Raw genomic sequence first — 22198 nt, forward strand, 5'->3', positions numbered from 1 at the left:
TCACTGAATTTAGTCTTATACCCAAAACTGTGCATAACTTTTGCGATGATTTATGACTAAGTTAGCAATTACTTTGATTTATTGCTTTAATCTAAGCGCGCGAGAACTGTTTATAACCGACTCTGCCAAGGCGCTAACACTGTCGGGTGGCGTGAACTGAGATATCCCATGGCCCAAGTTGAAGATATGCCCATCAAGCGGATGGAGACCTGCTTTTAGGGCAGGCGCCTGAGCAAGATCCTCAAGTATGGCGCTTGCTGCTTTGGCAATCTGCTTTGGCTCAGAAAACAAAATAAGAGGGTCAAGATTGCCCTGTAGGGACAAAGGCTTATTAATCTCTAATAACTGCTTTCTAGCACGACTTAAGGACATCGTCCAATCGAGCGCAATGACATCGGCGCCAACTTGAGCCATATCATTGAGCCAAATTGCTCCGCCCTTAGTGAACATAATGACGGGGATTTTTTGACCCTCGTACTCGCGGGGCAACAGTGCAATCACTTTTTGCATGGCTGCCAAAGACATTCTTTGATACCACCCATCTGGAAGTAAGCCGCCCCAAGTGTCAAAAATCATGAGCGCTTGTGCGCCCGCCTTTACTTGCTCCGTCAAATAGCTCGCCACTGATTCAATATTGATATCTAAAATATGTTGCAATAAGTCTGGCCGGGTAAACATCATTGTTTTAGCATGACGAAAGTCGTCAGAGCCCGACCCATCAATCATGTAACAAGCTAATGTCCAAGGACTACCCGAGAAACCAATCAATGGAACGCGTTGCTTGCCATCCTGAATAAGCGCCTTACGTATTTCTGTAACGGCATCAAAAACATATTGCAATTGCCCCATATCGGCAACATGTAATTTTTTTACAGCCTCTTCTGTGCGCAATGGATTTTCAAAGCTAGGGCCTTCGCCAGCAGTAAATTTTAGACCCAAGCCCATTGCATCTGGAATGGTCAAAATATCTGAAAATAGAATTGCTGCATCCAATGGATAACGATCTAAAGGTTGCAAGGTTACTTCGGTTGCATAAGCAGGGTTTTTTGCAAGCCCGAGGAAGCTTCCGGCCCTAGCGCGGGTGGCGTTATATTCGGGGAGATAGCGCCCAGCTTGGCGCATGAGCCAAAGCGGTGTTTGATCAACCGCTTCGCCCAAGCAGGCTTTTAAAAACCGATCATTTAACAGCAAGGAGATGGCCGGCTTTTACTTTTTACGACGGAAACGAGCAATCGCAGCCAATTGCGCTGCAGCCATTGCAAACTCAGACTGGGCCAAAGCCAAATCAAAATCAGTTCCACGGTTTTGCATTGCTTCTTCGGCACGCTTCTTAGCTTCAATTGCTTTAGCCTCATCCAAATCATGGCCACGAATAGCGGTGTCTGCTAAAACCGTGACGTGATCTGGCTGAACCTCTAAATAGCCACCAGCAACAAATACAAACTCTTCATCGCCGTCCGCTTTTTCAATGCGAACTGAGCCTGGACGAATGCGTGTAATTAAAGGTGTGTGACCGCGCAAAATGCCGAGCTCGCCACTTTCACCAGGAAGCGCAACAAACTTAGCTTCGCCACTAAAAATGGATTTCTCAGCACTGACTACATCGACGCGTATGGTTGACATAATTTCCCTAGATGAATTCGATTAAAGCTTCTTAGCCTTCTCGATGGCCTCATCAATTGAACCCACCATATAGAACGCTTGCTCAGGCAAGTGATCCAACTCACCGCTACAAATCATCTTGAAGCCGCGGATGGTTTCTTTCAATGTCACATATTTACCAGGTGATCCTGTAAATACCTCGGCAACGTGGAAAGGCTGGGACAAGAAGCGTTGAATCTTACGTGCACGCGATACGGCCAATTTGTCTTCCGGGGACAGTTCGTCCATGCCCAAAATTGCAATAATGTCGCGCAATTCTTTATAGCGTTGCAATGTCATCTGTACATCACGGGCTACGTCATAGTGCTCTTGACCAACCACTTGTGGGTCAAGCTGACGACTAGTTGAATCAAGTGGATCAACTGCTGGATAAATACCCAAAGCAGCGATGTCGCGTGACAAAACAACTGTTGAGTCCAAATGCAAGAAAGTTGTTGCTGGAGATGGATCAGTTAAGTCATCCGCAGGAACGTAAACAGCCTGAATTGAAGTTACAGAGCCAGTCTTAGTAGAGGTAATACGCTCTTGTAATTTACCCATCTCTTCGGCCAATGTAGGTTGATAACCCACAGCAGAAGGCATACGACCGAGCAAAGCAGAAACTTCAGTACCCGCCAATGTGTAACGGTAGATGTTGTCAACGAAGAACAAAATATCACGGCCTTCATCACGGAATGCTTCGGCCATAGTCAAACCAGTCAACGCAACGCGCAAACGGTTTCCAGGGGGCTCATTCATCTGACCGAATACCATCGCTACTTTATCTATAACGTTAGATTCTTTCATCTCGTGGTAGAAGTCATTACCTTCACGAGTACGCTCACCAACACCAGCAAACACAGACAAACCTGAGTGCTGCTTAGCGATGTTGTTAATCAATTCCATCATGTTTACGGTCTTGCCAACACCCGCACCACCGAACAAGCCAACCTTACCGCCTTTAGCAAACGGGCAAACTAAGTCAATAACCTTAATGCCGGTTTCAAGCAAGTCAACAGAAGGGGAAAGTTCATCAAACTTAGGAGCCGGCTGATGAATAGCACGACGCTCTTCAGTAGCGATTGGACCTGCATCATCAATTGGGCGACCCAAAACGTCCATGATGCGGCCTAATGTTGCTGGACCAACTGGAACAGAAATTGGCTTGCCTGTTGATTTGACCTCCATGCCACGGCGCAAACCATCACTGGCTCCCATAGCAATAGCGCGGACTACACCGTCGCCGATCTGTTGCTGAACTTCGAAGGTCAAGCCTTTTTCAGCGAAAGATTTTTCTCCGCTATCAACTAATGTCAATGCATCATAAATGTTTGGCATTTTGTCACGTGGAAACTGAATATCCACGACTGGACCAATACACTGCACAATATTTCCGTTACTCATCGCATTTCTCCGCTTTTAATTCCTGAATTCTTTCGTATGCCTAAACGCTGGCCGCTTAAACAGCAGCTGCTCCGCCAACAATCTCCGACAACTCTTTGGTAATAGCAGCTTGTCGTGTTTTGTTGTAATCCAATTGCAATTCGCCGATCACGTTCTTTGCGTTATCTGATGCGGCCTTCATTGAGACCATGCGTGCAGATTGCTCAGATGCCATATTTTCAGCAACAGCTTGATAAATCATTGCCTCGACATAACGCTTAAGTAAGCCATTCAAAATGGACTCAGCATCAGGTTCGTATATGTAATCCCAAGAATTGCCAACCTTCTCTTCTGGGGTTAATGCCGCTGGCTCCAGAGGTAAAAGTTTTTCTAAAATTGGCTCTTGTTTCATTGCGTTCACAAAACGGGTGTACGCCAAATAAACAGCATCAATTTCGCCACGCTCAAACGCTTCTAATTGAGCAACGATCGCACCAATCAAAACATCCATATGGGGGGTATCCCCAATATGGGTCGTTTGAGAAATTAACTTTGCTTTCGAGCGGTTCAAAAATTGCAGTCCTTTTGATCCAATTGCGGTATAGGCAATCTCAATATTTTTTTCTTGCAGATCGCGCACCTGGTTCGCAACTAAACGCAAGATATTGGTGTTTAAACCACCGCACAATCCTTTATCTGTTGTAACAACAATTGTTCCGACCTTCTTCACCTCTCGAGTTGCCATATAAGCAGGGCGGAACTCAGGATTTGCTTTTGAAAGGTTAGAAACAATCTCGCGAATTTTTTCAGCATAGGGGCGCGCATTGCGCATGCGCTCCTGGGCGCGACGCATCTTGGATGCGGCGACCATTTCCATTGCCTTTGTGATCTTGCGCGTATTTTGTACGCTCTTGATCTTTGATCGTATCTCTTTTGTGCTTGCCATGATTTATGCGAGCCCTCTTAGAAAGAGGCTGAGCGCTTGTAATCCTCAATTGCAGCACGCAAAGCAGCCTCGTCATCCTTGCTTAAATCTTTGGTGTCTTCAATGCGCGCGACTAAGTCAGCATATTTAGATTTCAGATGATCTTGCAAACCTTTTTCGAAGGCCAATACGTTCTTCACTTCGAGGTCATCAAAGAAGCCATTGTTAACCGCATAGAGTGAAGCGGCCATTTCCCAAACCTGAAGTGGCTTGTACTGGGCTTGCTTACACAATTCAGTAACGCGACGACCGCGCTCTAACTGCTTACGAGTAGCCTCATCAAGGTCGGATGCAAACTGTGCAAATGCTGCTAATTCACGATATTGCGCTAAGTCGGTACGAATACCGCCAGACAATTTCTTAATCACTTTAGTTTGTGCAGCACCACCAACGCGGGAAACAGAAATACCAGCGTTAATTGCAGGGCGAACACCAGCGTTGAACAAGTCAGTTTCCAAGAAGATCTGACCGTCTGTAATCGAAATCACATTGGTTGGCACGAATGCAGAAACGTCACCAGCTTGAGTTTCAATAATAGGCAATGCAGTCAATGAGCCTGTCTTACCTTTTACAGAACCGTTTGTAAATTTTTCTACGTATTCAGCATTTACACGAGCAGCGCGCTCGAGCAAGCGTGAGTGGAGATAGAACACGTCGCCAGGGTAAGCTTCGCGGCCTGGCGGGCGACGCAAGAGCAATGAAATCTGACGGTATGCAACAGCTTGTTTTGTTAAATCGTCATAAACAATCAATGCGTCTTCACCGCGATCACGGAAGTATTCACCCATGGTGCAACCTGCGTATGCAGAGAGGTATTGCATGGCTGCAGACTCAGATGCACTAGCCGCAACAACAATGGTGTAATCCATCGCACCGTTTTCTGTGAGCTTGCGAACAACGTTTGCAATCGTGGAGGCTTTTTGACCAATCGCAACGTAAACGCAATAAACGCCTTTGCCTTTTTGGTTGATGATCGCATCAACTGCTACAGCTGTTTTACCGGTTTGGCGATCGCCAATGATCAACTCGCGTTGACCGCGACCGATAGGAACCATTGCATCAATCGCTTTTAACCCAGTTTGAACTGGTTGGCTAACAGACTGACGTGCAATAACGCCTGGCGCAACTTTTTCAATAAAGTCGGTTAATTTCGCGTTTACTGGACCTTTGCCATCAATTGGCTGACCCAATGCATTCACAACACGGCCGAGCAACTCTGGGCCAACTGGAACCTCCAAAATGCGACCCGTACATTTCACTGGATCGCCTTCTTTAATATGGGTGTACTCACCCAAAACCACAGAACCAACTGAATCACGCTCAAGGTTCAATGCAAGGCCGATGGTGTTGCCAGGAAATTCCAACATTTCCCCTTGCATCACACCAGACAAGCCATGAACGCGGCAAATACCGTCGGTCACTGAAATAACAGTGCCTTCATTACGACTTTGGGTATCAACACCCATTTCGCTAATTCGGCTTTTGATCAGCTCGCTGATCTCGGAAGGGTTGAGTTGCATTACTTACTCCTGGGTCTTATTTCGTATGTTCTTAATGGGATAACTTATGCGCCAAGACTTACTTGCATTTGAGCCAACTGTGCCTTAACTGAACTATCCAACACTTCATCGCCAACCTGAATGCGTACTCCGCCAATCAATGTTGGGTCAACTTGAATAGTTGGGCGCAATTCTTTACCCCCAAAACGCTTCTTCAAACTTGACAACAAATCATTTAATGCACTTCCCTCGAGAGGAAATGCGCTTGTAATCATTACTTCTGCAGCGCCTTCACTTCTGTTCTTCATTGCCTCAAATTGACGAGCAATTTCAGGAACGGCAGCCAAGCGATGGTTTTGATTCACAAGGCTCAAAAAGCTGGAGATCTTGCCATCCAGCTTTGTTTTCACCATGCCAGAAAGAAGTTTCGTCAAATCATCCGCGGATACTTTTGGGTTATTTGACAAAACAGCAATCTCTGGCTGCTCGGCAAGCTGCGCCAACTCGCTTAGCTGGTCAAGAGCAGTAGCAAGTTCAGCCGGCTTGGCGCTTTGAAAAAGCGCTTCAGCGTAAGGGCGGGCAATCGTGGCTAACTCAGCCATATCAAAGCTCTGCCTTTAATTGATCGAGCAAAGCACCGTGAGCTTTTGCATCAACTTCGCGGCGCAGAATTTGCTCAGCGCCTTTAACGGCTAATACAGCAACTTCGGCACGCAACACTTCGCGAGCGCGAGTTACTTGTTGATCTGCATCTTCTTTTGCCTGCGAAATAATCCGAGCAGCTTCAACTTGTGCGTTGGCTCGAATTTCCTCTGCAGACATTTGCGCACGCTTTTCAGCGTCAGCAACACGTAATGCACCTTCTTGACGAGCTTTAGACAACTCTTGTTCTGCAGCGTTATTTGCGAGTACTAATTCTTCTTTTCCGCGCTCGGCCGCAGCCAAACCATCAGCAATTTTGGTTGAACGTTCATCCAGTGCCTTAACCAGCGGTGGCCACACAAAACGTGCGACAACCCACCATAAGACAAAGAAGACGATCATTTGCGCGAATAGGGTCGCGTTCAGATTCACGATATTCCTTTCAGTATTGTTGAGAACGGTTGGATGACTAAGCAGTCATCCACGCCAAAACAATTACTTAATAACTGCGAGCAGTGGGTTTGCAAATGCAAACAACATTGCAACACCAACGCCGATCAAAAACGCAGCATCGATCAAACCAGCCAAAAGGAACATCTTGGTTTGTAGTTCATTAATCAACTCTGGTTGACGGGCTGCGCCCTCAATGAACTTACCACCCATTAGGCCAATGCCCAAACAGGCTCCTAATGCGCCGAGGCCGATGATGAGGCCAATACCGATAGCGGTTAGTCCTTGAATGTTGGCTAAGAATGCTTGCATGTTTACTCCTAAGTATTGAAGGTGAGGTTAAAAATAAAAAAATTAATGATGATTATGGGCTTGTCCAATGTAAACCAAGGTCAACATCATGAAAATAAATGCTTGCAACAAAATAACTAAGATGTGAAAGATCGCCCAGGCAGATCCAGCAATAACGTTACCAACGAAGCCGAGCATGTATAGATCCAAATTAAAGGTCCACATACTTCCTAGAAGGGCGATCAGCAAAAAGAGCAATTCGCCAGCGTACATATTTCCAAAAAGTCGCATTCCAAGGGAAACACCTTTAGCAATATATTCAATGATGTTCAAAACGAGGTTGAACGGAGCCAGATACCATTTCGCTCCAAAGGGGGCAGAAACCAACTCATGCATAAAGCCGCCCAAGCCCTTCACTTTGAAACTATAGAAGAACACCAACAGAAGAACTGAGAACGATAAACCGAAGGTCGCGTTCAAGTCAGTGGTAGGGACTATTTTGTGATGCGGAACATGGACTCCAAAACTACCAATAAATTGATTTACGCCAAAAATCCAATCAACCGGCACCAAGTCCAAGGTATTTAAAAGAATAATCCAGCAAAAAACAAATAGCGCAAGTGGGGCGATGAAAGAGCGGTCGCCGTGGACAATACTTTTAGTTTGGTTGTCCACCATCTCAACAAGCATTTCAACCAAACATTGAAAACGGCCAGGAACCCCTGGAGATGCTTTACGAGCAGCAAGGACCAACAGAAAAACAGCGATCAACCCCATTAAAGAGGTCCAAAAGATAGTGTCTAGATTAATGATGCTGAAGTCAATAACGGAGGCTTGAGCCCCACCAGTGTTATTGAGGTTTTGTAAGTGCTCAGCAATATAAGCAGTAGGTGTAAGCGGTTCGCTAGCCACATGATGGGCCACCTCTACTGCTGCGTTGACTTCGCTAGACATCTCTGAACTTATCCTTATCTATATTTACTGCCTGTTACTTCCAAAACCACGCTAACAAATAACACTTGAGCGTAGCTAAATAAGTGACAAGCAATGGAATCCATTTCAAATCAGGCTGCTTTAGAGCAAAGCCAATAAACAGAAGAATAGTTGCCAGGATTTTAATAAATTCGCCGGAAACCACAGCTGTTAAATAACCGCCAGGGCTCGATTTGACATTTTTTTTTGCTGCCTCTAAGCGCAGTAAAAACAATGCAGAAGGCAAAAACCCAATCAAACCGCCCACTAAAGCCGAGTAAGTATAAACTGTTCTGTCTACTGGCTTACTAAAAAGATAACAAAAGCCAGCAATTATCAGGGTAAGCACCACCTGAATACCGACAACGAGCCAACCGCTGATTGATGAAAAGCTTTTGGGTTTTGCTTGACGCAAAGCATCCATTTCAGCTTTGCTAAGCACTCTGAATGGATCTTCCTCCTGCTCGTCCCATTGATTGATATTCATTAGGCACTCTTTAGACGCAGAATTTGTTTTTTTTCTGACATTAATAACGCTTTAATCAAGCCCAATACCCAACTTTTTTAGTAAAGAATCCAACTCGTCAAACTGACTAAACCGAATTCTGAGTTCGCCGCCGTTACCCTTAAACTTAAATTCAGCATTTAAACCAATTAAATCTGCGATTTCTTGGCTTAAGCGGCGCATATCTGGGTCTCGTGTAAGGCTAGTTGCCCCATTCTTTTTGTTTTTACTCTTTTTTTCTCCCAATTGCCCACCCGCCAAGGCCAACGCTGTGGACATTCTCTCGGCCTCACGCACTGATAGGCCTTGCGCAGCTATTCGTTGCGCTAGAGCCACCTGGCTTGCTCCAGGCAAGGGCAGGAGTGCGCGCGCATGCCCCATATCTATATCGCCCGCCATTAACATGGCCTGAACTGGTTTGGCCAGTTGCGCCAAACGTAAAAGATTGCTAATGGCACTACGTGATTTACCAACTGCCTTAGCGGCCTGCTCATGCGTGAAACCAAACTCGTCAATTAAACGCGCCAAACCCTGCGACTCTTCCAGAGGATTTAAATCCTCGCGTTGCATATTTTCAATCAACGCCATTGCTGCCGCTGCCTGATCGTCTGCAACAGAAACCAGGACGGGCACCTCAGTTAATCCGGCTAAAGTTGCTGCACGGAAACGGCGCTCTCCCGCAATAATTTCGTACTTACCTTCAGACACCAAACGCACCAACAGCGGCTGCATCACTCCTTGTTCACGAATGCTCTCAGCCAATTCTTGCAATCCACCCGCTGCCATTTTTTGACGGGGCTGATATTTCCCAGCCTGCAATGCCGTCAATGGCAAACGATTAATTTCTGCTGGCAAACTTTCTTTTGGGGACTTGTCACCAAGCAATGCATCAAGCCCGCGACCCAAACCTTTTTTCTTAATAGCAACCATGATTTCCTAAACAGTTTCCAGTAATTACATTTGCTTAATGCGCTCGACCATTTCGGCGCCGAACTCTAAATATGCCTTTGCTCCACGTGAGGTCTTATCAAAAGCAACCCCAGGAAGCCCATAGGATGGGGCTTCCGCAAGCCTGACATTGCGTGGAATAATGGTTTTGAAAACTTTGTCGCCAAAATGCTCTAGCAATTGATCAGATACCTGCTGTTGAAGCGTCATCCGGGGATCAAACATCACACGCAGTAAACCAATAATCATGAGATCGGGATTTAAGTTGGCATGAACTTGTTTAATCGTGTTGACTAAGTCAGATAAACCTTCGAGTGCAAAGTACTCACACTGCATCGGGACAATCACACCATTGGCTGCGCACAAGCCGTTCAAGGTTAGTAGTGATAGCGCAGGGGGGCAATCAATTAATATAAAATCATAATCAGCGGCCACTTCAGCTAGCGCATTTTTTAAACGCTGCTCGCGAGAATCTAAATCAACCAATTCAATTTCGGCACCTGCTAAATCTCGATTTGCCGGCAGCACATCAAAACCAGAACTTTCGCAATGCTGGACAGAATTTTTAACAGCAGCGAGTCCAATTAAGACTTGATATACGCTGTTATTGAGATCCGCTTTTTCTATACCCGAACCCATGGTTGCATTACCCTGTGGGTCTAAATCAACCAGCAAGACACGTTGCTTGTGACCAGCTAAGCCGGCAGCTAAATTAACGGCCGTGGTTGTTTTACCAACCCCGCCTTTTTGATTTGCAATACAGAATATTTTTGCCATAGCCAGTCTCAGTGGTCCCGCTCTAAAGGGGTGATTTTCTCACGGGGGGTTAATACTAAAAGTCGTCTTTCTGCTGCCAAATGTGGAATGTGCAAGGGGGCATCAACCACCAAATGCCAAGCATCTAAGCAAACATCTTCCATTTCCTCGTCCGCCCTCTTGCCCTTCATAGCAAAAACCAAGCCATTTCGCTTTAGTAAGGGCAACGACAACTCTAAAAATCTTGCCAAGCTAGTAAAGGCGCGCGAAATAACTGCATCAAATTGAGCTGGTTGCTGCATCGCAACAACTTCTACACGCCCACTAATCACTTCAATATTTTTTAATTTCAATCTTCCGCGCACATGTTGCAAAAAAGCGGTTTTTTTGCGCACAGCCTCTATCAACGTTAAGCACCACTCTGGCTGCAATATTGCAATAGGTATGGCAGGAAGTCCGCCACCGGAGCCAAGGTCCGCAATTTGTGGGGTAGGGCACCTTAGAAACTCCCTCATAATTGGTAAAACTGCAATGGAATCAATTAGATGAAGCTGTATTGATGCTTGCTCACCCTCAATCGCTGTAAGGTTATGGACCTGATTCCAGCGACCCATTTCATGCAAAAATGAGTCTAGATTGGCAATATTTTCCTGGGTCAACTCTAACCCCAACTCCTGAATGCCCAACGCCAGCAAGTCCTGGCTCACGCGATCTCCCGAGAGCGGCCCAAGCCTTTTTTAAGGTGCACCAGTAGCAAGGACAGTGCGGCTGGTGTGACACCAGATATTCGTCCAGCCTGGCCCAATGTTTCTGGTTTATGTAGGTTTAGCTTTTGCTGCACCTCTTTAGATAGCCCAACAACCTCGGAATAGTCCAAACCCTCAGGCAGGGGAAAGCCCTCGTTATGCTCTTGGCGAGCAATTTCTGTTGCCTGCCTATCTATATAACCCTGGTATTTCACTGAAATCTCAACTTGGTCTGCAATCTGCTGTGCCAGCCCCAAGTCCTCATCCAGCACACCAGGAGACCACAATCCATCGGAGAGCTTAGTGATCGCTTGATAAGTAACGCCAGGGCGCCGCAAAATCTCAGCCAAAGAGCACTCATGGGAGAGGTCTTGCCCCAGAAGACCTGAAACAGCTTTTGCAGATTCGTGCTTTGGTCCAATCCAAACCTCTTGCAAGCGAGATGTTTCACGTGAAACAGCCTCTTGCTTCCTGCAAAAGACGCCCCAACGGTGATCGTCTACCAAACCTAAATCGCGACCTATCTTAGTTAGGCGCATATCTGCGTTGTCTTCTCTTAAGCTTAAGCGGTATTCCGCACGACTTGTAAACATGCGATAAGGCTCTTGAACGCCCCTAGTAATAAGGTCATCCACAAGTACGCCAATGTAAGCCTCACTACGCTTTGGCAACCAAGGCTCTTTCCCTTTAGCGGCAAGACCGGCATTAATTCCAGCGAGCATGCCTTGAGCGGCCGCTTCTTCATACCCGGTTGTGCCGTTAATTTGACCAGCAAAATAGAGTCCAGCTATAGCCTTTGTCTCTAAACTGTGCCTTAAATGGCGAGGATCAAAGAAGTCGTACTCAATTGCGTAACCTGGGCGAACGATGACGGCCGACTCTAGCCCTCGAATACTTCTGACCAAATCCCATTGAATATCAAATGGCAAACTGGTAGAAATGCCATTTGGATAAAACTCATTGGTGGTCAAGCCCTCTGGTTCCAAAAAGATTTGGTGGCTATTTCTAGATGCAAAGCGATGAATCTTATCCTCAATTGAAGGGCAGTAGCGTGGACCAACCCCCTCAATGACTCCGGTATACATTGGTGAACGATCTAGACCGCCACGAATAATGTCATGTGTTTTTTCATTTGTGTGGGAAATCCAGCAAGGGACCTGTTTGGGGTGTTGTTCTGGACGCCCCAGGTAAGAAAAAACTGGTATCGGATCTAAATCGCCAGGCTGCTCCAGCATCACTGAAAAGTTAATGGTCCGCCCATCAATACGGGGCGGGGTGCCGGTCTTCAACCTGCCTTGTGGGAGTTTTAATTCCTTTAGCCGCGCCGACAAAGAAACGGCTGCGGGATCGCCAGCTCGACCGCCAGCGTAATTATTTAACCCCACATGAATCTTGCCATCCAGAAAAGTACCTGCGGTCAATACAACCTTTTGGGCGATAAACTCCAAGCCCATCTGGGTAACAACACCTTGAATCTCATCACCCTTAACTAGCAGGTCATCAACCGCAGCTTGAAATAAAGTGAGATTTGGTTGATTCTCAAGGCGGCGGCGAATCGCAGCCTTATACAAAATACGGTCTCCCTGAGCGCGAGTAGCCTGAACTGCTGGGCCCTTGCTGGAATTCAGAATCCTAAACTGAATGCCGGCCTCATCGGTTGCTGCAGCCATGGCGCCACCCATAGCATCAATTTCTTTAACGAGATGCCCCTTGCCAATACCGCCAATCGATGGGTTACAGCTCATTGCCCCCAAATTTTCGATACTGTGGGTAATTAATAGAGTGTCACAACCCATGCGCGCTGAAGCAAGGGCAGCCTCAGTCCCGGCGTGACCACCACCAACCACAATGACATCGAAACTCTTGGAATAACGCATGATTTGCCTCTGATAGGGCGATGATCATAGCATTTTGTTTGTTTCACGTGAAACAAAGAATCTAAAAGCAAATCTTTTAATGAAGTATATATGCCTAAGTATCTGATTTAATTGAGTATTTTAATAATATGTCCCCAAACCCCCATGCGAGGTTTGGATGCCTTTACTGAGAATGGAGATTACAAACACCGCAACCAGGACAAATAAAACAATATCTTTAGCTTTTGATTTTGAGATAGGTCAAAATTTCACCAACGACGCCGCGACGAAATGCCAAAACACAAATCACAAAAATAAAGCCGGTTGCAATCGTGCTCCAAGAGCCAATATTTGCTAAGTAGTTTTGTAAACCAACAACGATACTGGCGCCAACCACTGGGCCTAGAATGGTCCCCATGCCGCCAAGCAAGGTCATCAAAACAACCTCTCCAGACATATGCCAATGAACATCGGTTAATGTCGCTAACTGAAATACTAGGGACTTCATAGATCCAGCTAAGCCAGAGAGGGCGGCAGAAATAACAAAGGCTATTAACTTAAACCGATCAACGTTGTAACCAAGGGAAATTGCGCGTGGCTCATTCTCGCGGATCGCTTTGAGCACCTGACCAAAGGGCGAATGAACGGTACGCATAATTAATGCGAAGCCGAGCAAGAATACTAACAACACAAAGTAATACATGCTCACATCATCTTTTAAGTCGACAAGACCAAATAAGGTTCCACGCGGGACACCTTGAATACCATCCTCACCGCCAGTAAATGGAAGTTGGACGGCCAAAAAATAAACCATTTGCGAAAGAGCTAAAGTCACCATTGCAAAATAAATACCCTGCCGCCGAATGGCAAGAGCACCAATGAGGTATCCAAGAGCGGCCGAACCAACAACTCCCAGAATAATCCCAGCCTCTGGTGCGAGACCAAGCTCTTTGCAAAAATAAGCGGTGATGTAAGAGGCGGTTCCAAAGAAAGCCGCATGCCCAAAAGATAATAAGCCGGTAAACCCAAGCAACAAATTGAAAGCGCAGGCAAAAAGTGCAAAGCACAACACCTTCATTGCAAAAACTAAATAGATAAAATCCTGGAAGGGCAGTAGAAGAGCAATCAATACCAAGATGGTATAGAGCGATTTGGTTTTTATATTCATGATTATTTTTCCCGCCCAAAGAGTCCAGCAGGACGAATCAACAAGACGATCGCCATAATCACAAAAATAACAACGCCCGAAGCTTCGGGGTAAAAAACTTTCGTAAGGCCCTCAATTAAACCCAAGGCAAGCCCAGTAATAATGGCGCCCATGATTGAACCCATGCCGCCAATAACAACCACTGCAAAAACAACAATAATTAGATTGGATCCCATTAATGGGTTTACTTGAAAAATAGGTGCCGCCAACACACCCGCAAAACCTGCGAGACCAACACCATAAGCGTAAGCCAGAGAAATCATTAGTGGAACATTAATACCAAACGCTTGAAGCAATTTTGGATTTTCTGTTCCTGCGCGCAAATATGCGCCCAACTTTGTTCTCTCAATCACATACCAAGTAGAAAAACACACAGTCAAAGAAGCAACTACGACCCACAAGCGATACTTCGGCAAAATAATGCCGAGAGACTCGAGAGGAATTGCACCCTGCAACAACTCAGGGGCGGGGTAGCTCTCACCAGAGATACCATACCAGTGACGGAACATTCCCTCAATAATTAAAGCCAAACCAAAAGTCAACAATAGGCCATATAAGTGGTCGAGGTGATAAAGGCGGCGCAGCATAGTGCGCTCCAGAATGAGCCCGAACCCTGCCATCACCAAAGGTACAACAACAAGAGCGAACCAATAGTTAATCGACAACTCGGGAAAGCCGAGCCATTGACTAATTTGCGTTAAACCAATCCATGCAAGAAATGCTCCCATGGTGTATTGAGCACCGTGGGAGAAATTAATAATATTGAGAAGGCCAAAAATGATGGCCAACCCCAAGCTCAATATGGCATAAAACGAACCATTAATAAGCCCCACTAAGAGCTGAGCCACTAGCCCTTGTGGGGTGATACCAAGAAGTTCAAACACGCTTGTTTTCTAAAAAATTATTTGTTAACAAGTTTGCACTTCGACTGTGAAAGCGGCAGAGTCGCTTCAGCAGCAGGAATAACTGCACGCACGTGGTAATAGTCCCATGGGCTCTTAGACTCTGAAGGCTTCTTCACCTCTAAAAGATACATGTCATGCTCAAACTTTCCATCGGCGCGAATCTTGCCCTTGAAAAGGCCATCGTCAATATTGGTAGATTTCAAGGCCTTCATTACGGGCTGCGTGTCATCAGTGCCAGCTTTTTGAACGGCGTTTAAATAGGCAAGTACGGATGAATAAACTCCCGCTTGAACCATTGTCGGCATGCGCTTATGTTGCAGCATAAAACGCTTCGAAAATGCGCGGGTCTTATCGTCTTTATCCCAATAAAAGCCCTCTGTTAAATACATACCCTGTGCCGCACTTAAACCAAGCGAATGCACATCAGAAATAAACATCAACAAAGGCACAACGGTCTGTTTTTTATTGATACCAAACTCGGAGGCTTGCTTGACGGTATTAATGGTGTCTTGGCCCGCATTAGCCAGAGCGACAACATCGGCGCCACTAGCTTGTGCCTTTAAGAGGTAAGAAGAAAAATCGCTATTAGGGAATGGGTGCTTGCTGGTGCCCAACACTTTACCGCCGTTTGCCGTAACAACCGCAGTAGCGTCTTTTTCCAAAGCCGCCCCAAATGCATAGTCAGCCGTAATGAAATACCAATTCTTTTTGCCTTGCTTTACTACAGCCTTACCTGTGCCGTTCGAAAGTGCATAAGTGTCATACGCCCAATGTACGTTATTGGCCGTACATTTTTCATTGGTAATTGGTAATGAACCCGCACCAGAAACAAGAGTAATTTTATTCTTTTGCTCAGCAACCTCCATGACGGCAAGCGCCACATTGGTTGACACCAACTCAACAATGACATCAACACCATCTTTGTCATACCACTCCCGCGCTTTGTTTGCGGCAATGTCGGCCTTATTTTGATGATCAGCACTTAGAATTTCAATTTTTTTACCGAGTACAGTTCCATCTTTAGAAAAATCTGCGACAGCCATTTTTGCCGCGATAACGGCACCCGGACCAGCCAAATCTGAGTAGGTTGATGAAAGATCGGTTAATACACCAATCTTTACAGTATCGTTACTGACTTTTGCAGCCTGCGCAAAAACTGGGTTTGAACCAAACATAGTGGCCATAACCAGACATGCGGTTATTTGCTTTAACTTCATCTCTATCTCCTAAATAAAACAACTAAACGCCAAGGTAATCATTCAATAAACTGGCTTTTTCTGCTAAATCACTTTGTTTCACTACTTCAACTACGCTACCGTGCTCAACAACATAATGACGATCCGCTAAAGGCGCAGCAAAATGAAAATTCTGCTCAACCAAAACAATCGTAAACCCCCTATTGCGTAGGCGTGTAACAACCTCACCCAGCTTTTGGACAATGACTGGCGCCAAGCCCTCAGTAATCTCATCCAACAATAATAATTTAGCGCCTGTTCTCAAAATGCGCGCCATTGCCAACATTTGCTGCTCACCACCAGACAGTCTAGTGCCCGGACTATTGCGTCTCTCATAGAGGTTGGGAAACATTTCATAAATCTCTTCTAAACCCATACCCCCGGGCGCAACCTCCGGCAGAAGTAATAAATTTTCTTCGGTGCTAAGGCTAGCAAAGATGCCTCGCTCCTCTGGACAAAACCCAACACCAAGGCGAGCAATCTTATAGGTGGGCATGGAGATGGTCTCTTGGCCGTATATTTGAACCGTGCCAGCTCTTTTGCTAGTTAAGCCCAAAATGGTTTTGAGGATAGTGCTACGACCGGCGCCATTTCTGCCCAAAAGGGTAACCACCTCACCGTCTTTTACAGAGAAATTGACACCATGCAGAATGTGGGACTCTCCATACCAGGACTCTAAATTGCTTACCTCCAGCGCCAACGAACTCATAAGGGCTCACTCCTATGGGCGCCCATATAAGCCTCAACCACCAAAGGATTATTTGAAACCTCATGGTAAGAGCCCTCAGCAAGAATAGACCCCCGCTGTAAAACAGTAATACGGTCCGCAATAGAGGCAACCACCTTCATATTGTGCTCAACCATAAGCACGGTTCTTCCTTTGGCAACGCGATCAATCAACTCTGTAACCCGCTCCACATCTTCGTGACCCATACCTTGGGTTGGTTCATCCAAAAGCATGAGCTCTGGCTCCATGGCCAATGTTGTAGCAATCTCGAGAGATCTTTTTCGGCCGTAAGCAAGATTTAATGTTTCCTCTTGCGCAAAATCAATTAAACCCACTTCTAGCAACAACTGCTCCGCTCGCTCATTAAGGACATTTAAGGAGTCGCTGGATTTCCAAAAATGAAACTCTGTTCCAAGCCCTCGCTGCAGTGCAACACGAACGTTTTCCAAAACAGTTAAATGAGGAAAAACGGCGGATATCTGAAAGGATCGGATTACGCCGCGGCGCGCAATTTGTGCAGGAGCGTCTTTGGTGATATCCAAACCATTGAATAGAATTTGACCACCAGTTGGCTCTAAGAATTTTGTTAACAGGTTAAAACAAGTGGTCTTGCCGGCACCATTTGGGCCAATAAGAGCATGAATGGTCCCTCGAGCAACATCAAGGTTGACATCACTAACCGCAGCAAACCCCTTAAAAGATTTACCCAGCCCAATCGTTTTTAGTATTGTTTCTTGCAAATCTAAACCCTTAATCCCGCACCAAGGCAAGAAATTGAGAATACCTCAAGATTCAACTGCTATATATAGCGATAACCCTAAAGCAGATAAGGCGAACTAGATTAATTAGCCTCTTTGAGTTGTTTTGAGATAACCCTGTATAGCGACTCTAGCCAAATCATCCATAACATCAACAGGAATGCGTTGTGAAGCCTGCATAATCATAAGCGCGTAGGGTTTAGCAAGGGCGGTTGCCTCAGGACATAAACACAATTCCTCGCCTAAGGCTGGTGATTGACTGCGCCAGTAGTTTATTGCCGCCTCAAGGTCTTGAATGGTAAAAAACAACATGGTAAATAGATTGATTTACCGATCGTCAAGTGCGAGCATAGTCCCGCGACATTTTTTTGCGCCGCACCGACACTCGTAATCTTTTTTCATTTGCTTGGTCACCTTACCCTCTACGTCTAGCGAGTAATCGTAGAAAAGCTCTTCACCAACCTTAAGGCTACGCTTTGCATATACAAAAACGCGGGGTTTTCCTTCAAATAAATCTTCTCGGGTTTCGCAGTTCGGCTTACATGAGTGGTTAATCCATCGCGCAGCATTGCCGCCATATTTGGCATCAATAACACGACCGTCCTCTAGTGAAAAATAGAAAGTATGGTTTGGATCTTTGGGGTCATGTGGGTGGCGCTTTTCTGCCAATTTCCAACTAATGCGCTCGCCTTTGTACTCTATGAGGGCTTCACCCTTTTTAATCTGCTTAACAGCGAACACACCCTTGCCATGGATGGGTGAGGACTTTACAGCAATACTAGATCGATCCACCTTGGGTGGTTTTAATTTCTTATTCTTCATAACTTAAACATCTAAGTTGCGGGCAATCAGCGCATTCTTCTCGATAAAGGCTCGGCGTGGCTCCACCTCATCCCCCATCAGCGTTGTAAAGACTTGATCTGCAGCAATGGCATCTTCAATTTTTACTTGCAACAAAGTGCGGGAACCAGCATCCATAGTTGTTTCCCAAAGCTGGGATGGGTTCATCTCACCCAAACCTTTATAGCGTTGACGGCTAAGCACGCGCTCGGCTTCTGATAGTAGCCATGAAAATGCCGCACGGAAATCTTGTACAGCCTGCTCTTTTTGGTTTTTATCTGGGTCGCCACGACGAACTTTTGTGCCCGGTAAAACCTTTCCAGATAAAACCGCTGCCGCGTTCGCTAGACTTTGATAGTCATCACCGTGAACAAAGTCTGAGTTAATCACAGAAAGCTTTAGGTTTCCGTGGATACGGCGCGATAGTAGCAATTTGAAGCGCTCTGTACGCTCATCTTTTTGCACAATAATTTCTGGTGGAATTGCTAAAGGGTTGGTTGATAGGGCAAGGACTGCGCGCAACAAATCGGCAGACTCGTTGGCCGATTTCTCTGTATCAAGATTTAATTGTGTACCGTCTGCAATCGCGCGCAGTGCGTCTTCATCAATTGTTCTTGATAGGCGGTCAACAATAGATTGAATAACTTGATAGTGTTTTGCTAACTCCGCCAACCCAGCGCCCTCTATCACCTCACCAGACGGCGTCTGAAGTGAAGCAGATTCCATGGCTATTTTTAAGAGGAGTTGATTTAACTCAGCATCATCCTTAATGTACTGCTCGCTCTTGCCAAACTTCACTTTGTAGAGTGGTGGCTGCGCAATATAAATGTGCCCCCGCTCGATTAACTCCGGCATTTGTCTATAAAAGAAGGTGAGCAACAAAGTTCTAATGTGACTTCCATCCACGTCCGCATCGGTCATGATAATGATGCGGTGGTAGCGCAACTTATCAGCCTTATATTCCTCAACACCAATGCCAGTTCCCAAAACTGTAATCAGCGTTACAACCTCTTGACTGGCAAGCATCTTGTCAAAGCGCGCCTTCTCAACGTTTAAAATTTTTCCCTTTAAAGGGAGAATCGCTTGGAAGCGCCTATCGCGCCCCTGTTTAGCAGAGCCTCCCGCCGAGTCTCCCTCAACAATAAATAATTCTGATTTTGTTGGGTCCTTTTCTTGACAATCGGCTAACTTACCTGGCAACCCCAAACCATCAAGCACACCCTTACGACGCGTCATATCACGCGCTTTGCGGGCTGCCTCGCGGGCGCGAGCAGCATCGACAATTTTTCCACAAAGTATTTTTGCGTCTGCCGGCCGCTCTTGAAGATAGGCGGTTAAAGCCTCAGCAACAATTTCTTCTACTGGACCACGCACCTCACTAGAAACCAACTTGTCTTTTGTTTGGCTAGAAAATTTCGGCTCGGGTACCTTTACCGACAAGACACACGCCAAACCCTCACGCATGTCATCACCGGAAATTTCTACTTTGGCTTTTTTGGCAACCTCATGCTCATCAATATATTTATTAATGACGCGCGTCATTGCGGCGCGTAAACCTGTTAAGTGGGTTCCACCGTCTCGCTGTGGGATGTTATTAGTAAAACAAAGTACTTGTTCACTAAAACTATCGTTCCATTGCATTGAGACTTCAGCGGTGATGTTGCCACCCAGGTCTGAAGGCCTTAAACCTTCTGCGTAAAAAATATTGGGGTGTAAAACGTTTTTAGTTTGATTGATGTATTCAACAAACCCCTTAACGCCACCAGAAAAAGCAAAATCTTCCTCTTGACCAGAGCGCTGATCAATAAGTTTAATGTGTACACCATTATTTAAAAAAGAGAGTTCACGAATACGCTTAACAAGAATTTCATAATGGAATTCAATATTTCCAAAAATCCCTTCGTCTGCTAAAAAATGCACCTCTGTGCCCGAATGTTCTGTATCGCCAATGACGGAAATTGGTGAAACACTTACTCCATTCTCTTCTTCAATATTACGGTTTTGAATGAAGCCGCGAGCAAACTCCATGTAATGGGTTTTACCATCACGGCGAATGGTTAGTTTTAACCATTTAGATAATGCGTTAACGCAACTAACGCCAACACCATGAAGACCGCCTGAGACCTTATAGCTGTTTTGGTCAAACTTGCCACCAGCATGTAATTCCGTCATAACAATTTCAGCGGCACTTCTTTTTGGCTCATGCTTGTCGTCATACTTAATGCCCGTAGGAACGCCACGCCCATTATCAACAATAGAAATAGAGTTGTCGGTTTGAATTACAACAGTAATCTCAGAGCAGTAACCAGCTAAAGCCTCGTCAATGGAGTTATCAAGCACCTCAAAGACAAGGTGGTGCAATCCAGTTCCATCAGATGTATCACCAATATACATCCCGGGACGCTTCCGAACAGCCTCCAGACCCTCTAAGATTTGAATTGACGATGCACCATACTGCTCTACTACTTTTTTTTCTTCAGTCATTTTTTTCTAAGTTAAATACGCATTGGCATCACAACATACTTGAAATCTTCGGAGCCAGGCAGGGTCACAACCGCACTACTATTTGCATCACCCAAACTGATTTGGATATTTTCATTTTTTAAATTTGAGAGCACATCCAGTAAATAGCTAACATTAAATCCAATTTCTACTGAGTCACCACTGTACTCAGTTTCAATTTCTTCTTGCGCCTCTTCTTGCTCTGCATTGGTTGATTGCACGGTGATTCGATTGGGGGTTAATGAAAAGCGCACACCCTTAAACTTGTCTGTGGTCAAAATAGCTGCACGCTGTAGAGCTGCTTGTAAAAGATCTCTACCAACAACGAGGGAGTTTTTATGACCTTTAGGAATTACTCTCTGGAAGTCTGGGAACTTCCCCTCTACCAATTTTGAAATAAGCTCAATATCACCAAACGAGAACTTCACTTGATTGGCGCTCAAACTTATTTCAAGAGACTCGTCCGAGTCTTCAAGTAAGTGTTGACACTCTAAGATTGTCTTTCTGGGGATAATAATTTCCTGTTTTTGACCAGACCCAACAGGGGCCTCTGCCAACTCAATTTGCGAGTAAGCTAGGCGATGACCATCAGTAGCAACTGCAATCACCTGCTTACCTTCAACCACTAACAACATTCCATTTAAGTAATAACGAATATCTTGTTGCGCCATTGCAAAATGCACCTGGCTAATGAGTTGACGAAAACTTTTTTGAAGCATTTTCCAGGTTGCTGTTACTTCCCCAACGCCCTGCATTACCGGGAACTCCGCCGCAGATAATGTTTGAAGTGAAAAGCGGCTTTTACCACTCTGCACAACCAGCTTATTGTCTTTTAAATTTAAAGCAACCGGACCCTCAGGGAGCGCACGCAAGATATCAAGCAACTTTCTTGCTGCAACAGTGGTGGTGATGTCCTCCGTACCAACCCCAAAATTTGCATTGGTTGTTATTTGTATTTCAATATCTGTGGAGATGAATGAAACCTTGTCACCTTGCTTTTTAAAAAGCAGATTAGCCAAAATTGGTAGTGTGTGACGACGTTCAACAATTCCACTAACAACCTGAAGTGGTTTTAGTAAGCTGTCACGCGAAGTGTTAACGAGTTGCATTGCTTTTAAATCCTTGTATATATCTTAGTAGTAATAGTAATAAGGCCCGCTATTTCAGTGGATAACCCAAAAACCCGTTATATAACAACACATTAAAGACAAAAAAACCTGTGGAAAACTTTTGTATAGGCGCTGGATAGTATTTGGATAACTTTCCGCTAACACCCTATTTTTGCATGAAGCGAGCACTTTCCACAATTTATCCACACACAATCCCCAAAGTTATTCATTGCCTCATCCA

23 protein-coding genes are annotated in these 22198 nt (G+C 45.4%); all 23 read right to left on the reverse strand.

Annotated features, from left to right (window positions below; all coding sequences use genetic code 11):
• Positions 1 to 78 precede the first annotated feature (78 nt).
• On the reverse strand, positions 79 to 1197 hold the full coding sequence (hemE, locus tag ICN46_RS03610) for a uroporphyrinogen decarboxylase (protein ID WP_216204705.1): 1119 nt from the start codon (positions 1195 to 1197) through the stop codon (positions 79 to 81).
• Positions 1198 to 1206: 9 nt separating this feature from the next.
• Positions 1207 to 1623, reverse strand: a complete 417-nt coding sequence (locus ICN46_RS03615) for a F0F1 ATP synthase subunit epsilon (protein WP_216204559.1) — start codon at positions 1621 to 1623, stop codon at positions 1207 to 1209.
• A gap of 21 nt (positions 1624 to 1644) precedes the next feature.
• Positions 1645 to 3045 (reverse strand): F0F1 ATP synthase subunit beta, encoded by a 1401-nt coding sequence (atpD, locus tag ICN46_RS03620; protein ID WP_216204562.1) that lies wholly within the window; start codon positions 3043 to 3045, stop codon positions 1645 to 1647.
• A gap of 55 nt (positions 3046 to 3100) precedes the next feature.
• Positions 3101 to 3970: a F0F1 ATP synthase subunit gamma gene (gene atpG / locus ICN46_RS03625; RefSeq protein ID WP_216204564.1), complete on the reverse strand. Its 870-nt coding sequence runs from the start codon at positions 3968 to 3970 to the stop codon at positions 3101 to 3103.
• A 17-nt stretch (positions 3971 to 3987) separates the two neighbouring features.
• Complete coding sequence (gene atpA, locus ICN46_RS03630; protein WP_216204567.1) at positions 3988 to 5529, reverse strand: F0F1 ATP synthase subunit alpha; 1542 nt, start codon at positions 5527 to 5529, stop codon at positions 3988 to 3990.
• Positions 5530 to 5573: 44 nt separating this feature from the next.
• Positions 5574 to 6110, reverse strand: a complete 537-nt coding sequence (locus ICN46_RS03635) for a F0F1 ATP synthase subunit delta (RefSeq protein WP_216204569.1) — start codon at positions 6108 to 6110, stop codon at positions 5574 to 5576.
• A 1-nt stretch (position 6111) separates the two neighbouring features.
• On the reverse strand, positions 6112 to 6582 hold the full coding sequence (locus ICN46_RS03640) for a F0F1 ATP synthase subunit B (protein WP_216204573.1): 471 nt from the start codon (positions 6580 to 6582) through the stop codon (positions 6112 to 6114).
• A 63-nt stretch (positions 6583 to 6645) separates the two neighbouring features.
• Complete coding sequence (atpE, locus tag ICN46_RS03645) at positions 6646 to 6912, reverse strand: F0F1 ATP synthase subunit C (protein WP_028818346.1); 267 nt, start codon at positions 6910 to 6912, stop codon at positions 6646 to 6648.
• 42 nt (positions 6913 to 6954) lie between these two features.
• Complete coding sequence (atpB, locus tag ICN46_RS03650) at positions 6955 to 7845, reverse strand: F0F1 ATP synthase subunit A (protein ID WP_216204576.1); 891 nt, start codon at positions 7843 to 7845, stop codon at positions 6955 to 6957.
• Between the two features lie 34 nt (positions 7846 to 7879).
• Entirely contained in the window at positions 7880 to 8350 is a 471-nt protein-coding gene (locus tag ICN46_RS03655) for an ATP synthase subunit I (protein ID WP_216204578.1), read from the reverse strand.
• 51 nt (positions 8351 to 8401) lie between these two features.
• Positions 8402 to 9298 carry a ParB/RepB/Spo0J family partition protein gene (locus ICN46_RS03660; RefSeq protein WP_216204581.1) on the reverse strand — a complete coding sequence of 299 codons (897 nt, stop codon included), beginning with the start codon at positions 9296 to 9298 and terminating at the stop codon, positions 8402 to 8404.
• Between the two features lie 24 nt (positions 9299 to 9322).
• Positions 9323 to 10093, reverse strand: coding sequence for a ParA family protein (locus ICN46_RS03665; RefSeq protein ID WP_216204584.1), 771 nt, complete (start codon positions 10091 to 10093; stop codon positions 9323 to 9325).
• A gap of 8 nt (positions 10094 to 10101) precedes the next feature.
• Positions 10102 to 10779 (reverse strand): 16S rRNA (guanine(527)-N(7))-methyltransferase RsmG, encoded by a 678-nt coding sequence (gene rsmG / locus ICN46_RS03670; protein ID WP_216204587.1) that lies wholly within the window; start codon positions 10777 to 10779, stop codon positions 10102 to 10104.
• Complete coding sequence (gene mnmG, locus ICN46_RS03675) at positions 10776 to 12695, reverse strand: tRNA uridine-5-carboxymethylaminomethyl(34) synthesis enzyme MnmG (RefSeq protein WP_216204590.1); 1920 nt, start codon at positions 12693 to 12695, stop codon at positions 10776 to 10778. Before mnmG ends, rsmG begins: the two co-directional genes overlap by 4 nt.
• 217 nt (positions 12696 to 12912) lie before the next feature.
• A complete protein-coding gene (locus ICN46_RS03680; protein ID WP_216204592.1) occupies positions 12913 to 13842 on the reverse strand; it encodes a branched-chain amino acid ABC transporter permease in 930 nt (309 codons plus the stop codon).
• 2 nt (positions 13843 to 13844) lie between these two features.
• Positions 13845 to 14765 carry a branched-chain amino acid ABC transporter permease gene (locus ICN46_RS03685; RefSeq protein ID WP_216204595.1) on the reverse strand — a complete coding sequence of 307 codons (921 nt, stop codon included), beginning with the start codon at positions 14763 to 14765 and terminating at the stop codon, positions 13845 to 13847.
• Between the two features lie 17 nt (positions 14766 to 14782).
• The gene (locus ICN46_RS03690; RefSeq protein ID WP_216204599.1) at positions 14783 to 16003 is read right to left on the reverse strand and encodes an ABC transporter substrate-binding protein; all 1221 of its coding nucleotides are present in this window, start codon (positions 16001 to 16003) and stop codon (positions 14783 to 14785) included.
• 22 nt (positions 16004 to 16025) lie between these two features.
• Positions 16026 to 16730, reverse strand: coding sequence for an ABC transporter ATP-binding protein (locus tag ICN46_RS03695; protein WP_216204604.1), 705 nt, complete (start codon positions 16728 to 16730; stop codon positions 16026 to 16028).
• On the reverse strand, positions 16727 to 17488 hold the full coding sequence (locus ICN46_RS03700; RefSeq protein ID WP_216204607.1) for an ABC transporter ATP-binding protein: 762 nt from the start codon (positions 17486 to 17488) through the stop codon (positions 16727 to 16729). The genes ICN46_RS03695 and ICN46_RS03700 overlap by 4 nt, the downstream gene beginning before the upstream one ends.
• A gap of 105 nt (positions 17489 to 17593) precedes the next feature.
• Positions 17594 to 17818, reverse strand: a complete 225-nt coding sequence (locus ICN46_RS03705; RefSeq protein WP_216204610.1) for a DUF3717 domain-containing protein — start codon at positions 17816 to 17818, stop codon at positions 17594 to 17596.
• Positions 17819 to 17833: 15 nt separating this feature from the next.
• Positions 17834 to 18328 carry an SET domain-containing protein gene (locus ICN46_RS03710; protein WP_216204613.1) on the reverse strand — a complete coding sequence of 165 codons (495 nt, stop codon included), beginning with the start codon at positions 18326 to 18328 and terminating at the stop codon, positions 17834 to 17836.
• Between the two features lie 3 nt (positions 18329 to 18331).
• Positions 18332 to 20830, reverse strand: coding sequence for a DNA topoisomerase (ATP-hydrolyzing) subunit B (gene gyrB, locus ICN46_RS03715; RefSeq protein ID WP_216204616.1), 2499 nt, complete (start codon positions 20828 to 20830; stop codon positions 18332 to 18334).
• 11 nt (positions 20831 to 20841) lie between these two features.
• Complete coding sequence (gene dnaN / locus ICN46_RS03720) at positions 20842 to 21957, reverse strand: DNA polymerase III subunit beta (protein WP_216204619.1); 1116 nt, start codon at positions 21955 to 21957, stop codon at positions 20842 to 20844.
• Positions 21958 to 22198: the final 241 nt, after the last annotated feature.

Source organism: Polynucleobacter sp. Latsch14-2 (assembly GCF_018881925.1).
GTDB lineage: Bacteria > Pseudomonadota > Gammaproteobacteria > Burkholderiales > Burkholderiaceae > Polynucleobacter.

What these genes read in the sequence shown, in the direction of transcription:
- atpA (WP_216204567.1), bottom strand. Translation starts at nt 5,529, where the DNA reads ATGCAACTCAACCCTTCCGAGATCAGCGAGCTGATCAAAAGCCGAATT.
- ICN46_RS03690 (WP_216204599.1), bottom strand. Translation starts at nt 16,003, where the DNA reads ATGAAGTTAAAGCAAATAACCGCATGTCTGGTTATGGCCACTATGTTT.
- ICN46_RS03705 (WP_216204610.1), bottom strand. Translation starts at nt 17,818, where the DNA reads ATGTTGTTTTTTACCATTCAAGACCTTGAGGCGGCAATAAACTACTGG.
- dnaN (WP_216204619.1), bottom strand. Translation starts at nt 21,957, where the DNA reads ATGCAACTCGTTAACACTTCGCGTGACAGCTTACTAAAACCACTTCAG.
- ICN46_RS03660 (WP_216204581.1), bottom strand. Translation starts at nt 9,298, where the DNA reads ATGGTTGCTATTAAGAAAAAAGGTTTGGGTCGCGGGCTTGATGCATTG.
- atpG (WP_216204564.1), bottom strand. Translation starts at nt 3,970, where the DNA reads ATGGCAAGCACAAAAGAGATACGATCAAAGATCAAGAGCGTACAAAAT.
- atpE (WP_028818346.1), bottom strand. Translation starts at nt 6,912, where the DNA reads ATGCAAGCATTCTTAGCCAACATTCAAGGACTAACCGCTATCGGTATT.
- mnmG (WP_216204590.1), bottom strand. Translation starts at nt 12,695, where the DNA reads ATGCGTTATTCCAAGAGTTTCGATGTCATTGTGGTTGGTGGTGGTCAC.
- ICN46_RS03665 (WP_216204584.1), bottom strand. Translation starts at nt 10,093, where the DNA reads ATGGCAAAAATATTCTGTATTGCAAATCAAAAAGGCGGGGTTGGTAAA.
- ICN46_RS03695 (WP_216204604.1), bottom strand. Translation starts at nt 16,730, where the DNA reads ATGAGTTCGTTGGCGCTGGAGGTAAGCAATTTAGAGTCCTGGTATGGA.
- atpB (WP_216204576.1), bottom strand. Translation starts at nt 7,845, where the DNA reads ATGTCTAGCGAAGTCAACGCAGCAGTAGAGGTGGCCCATCATGTGGCT.
- gyrB (WP_216204616.1), bottom strand. Translation starts at nt 20,830, where the DNA reads ATGACTGAAGAAAAAAAAGTAGTAGAGCAGTATGGTGCATCGTCAATT.
- ICN46_RS03680 (WP_216204592.1), bottom strand. Translation starts at nt 13,842, where the DNA reads ATGAATATAAAAACCAAATCGCTCTATACCATCTTGGTATTGATTGCT.
- ICN46_RS03655 (WP_216204578.1), bottom strand. Translation starts at nt 8,350, where the DNA reads ATGAATATCAATCAATGGGACGAGCAGGAGGAAGATCCATTCAGAGTG.
- ICN46_RS03615 (WP_216204559.1), bottom strand. Translation starts at nt 1,623, where the DNA reads ATGTCAACCATACGCGTCGATGTAGTCAGTGCTGAGAAATCCATTTTT.
- atpD (WP_216204562.1), bottom strand. Translation starts at nt 3,045, where the DNA reads ATGAGTAACGGAAATATTGTGCAGTGTATTGGTCCAGTCGTGGATATT.
- ICN46_RS03710 (WP_216204613.1), bottom strand. Translation starts at nt 18,328, where the DNA reads ATGAAGAATAAGAAATTAAAACCACCCAAGGTGGATCGATCTAGTATT.
- ICN46_RS03635 (WP_216204569.1), bottom strand. Translation starts at nt 6,110, where the DNA reads ATGGCTGAGTTAGCCACGATTGCCCGCCCTTACGCTGAAGCGCTTTTT.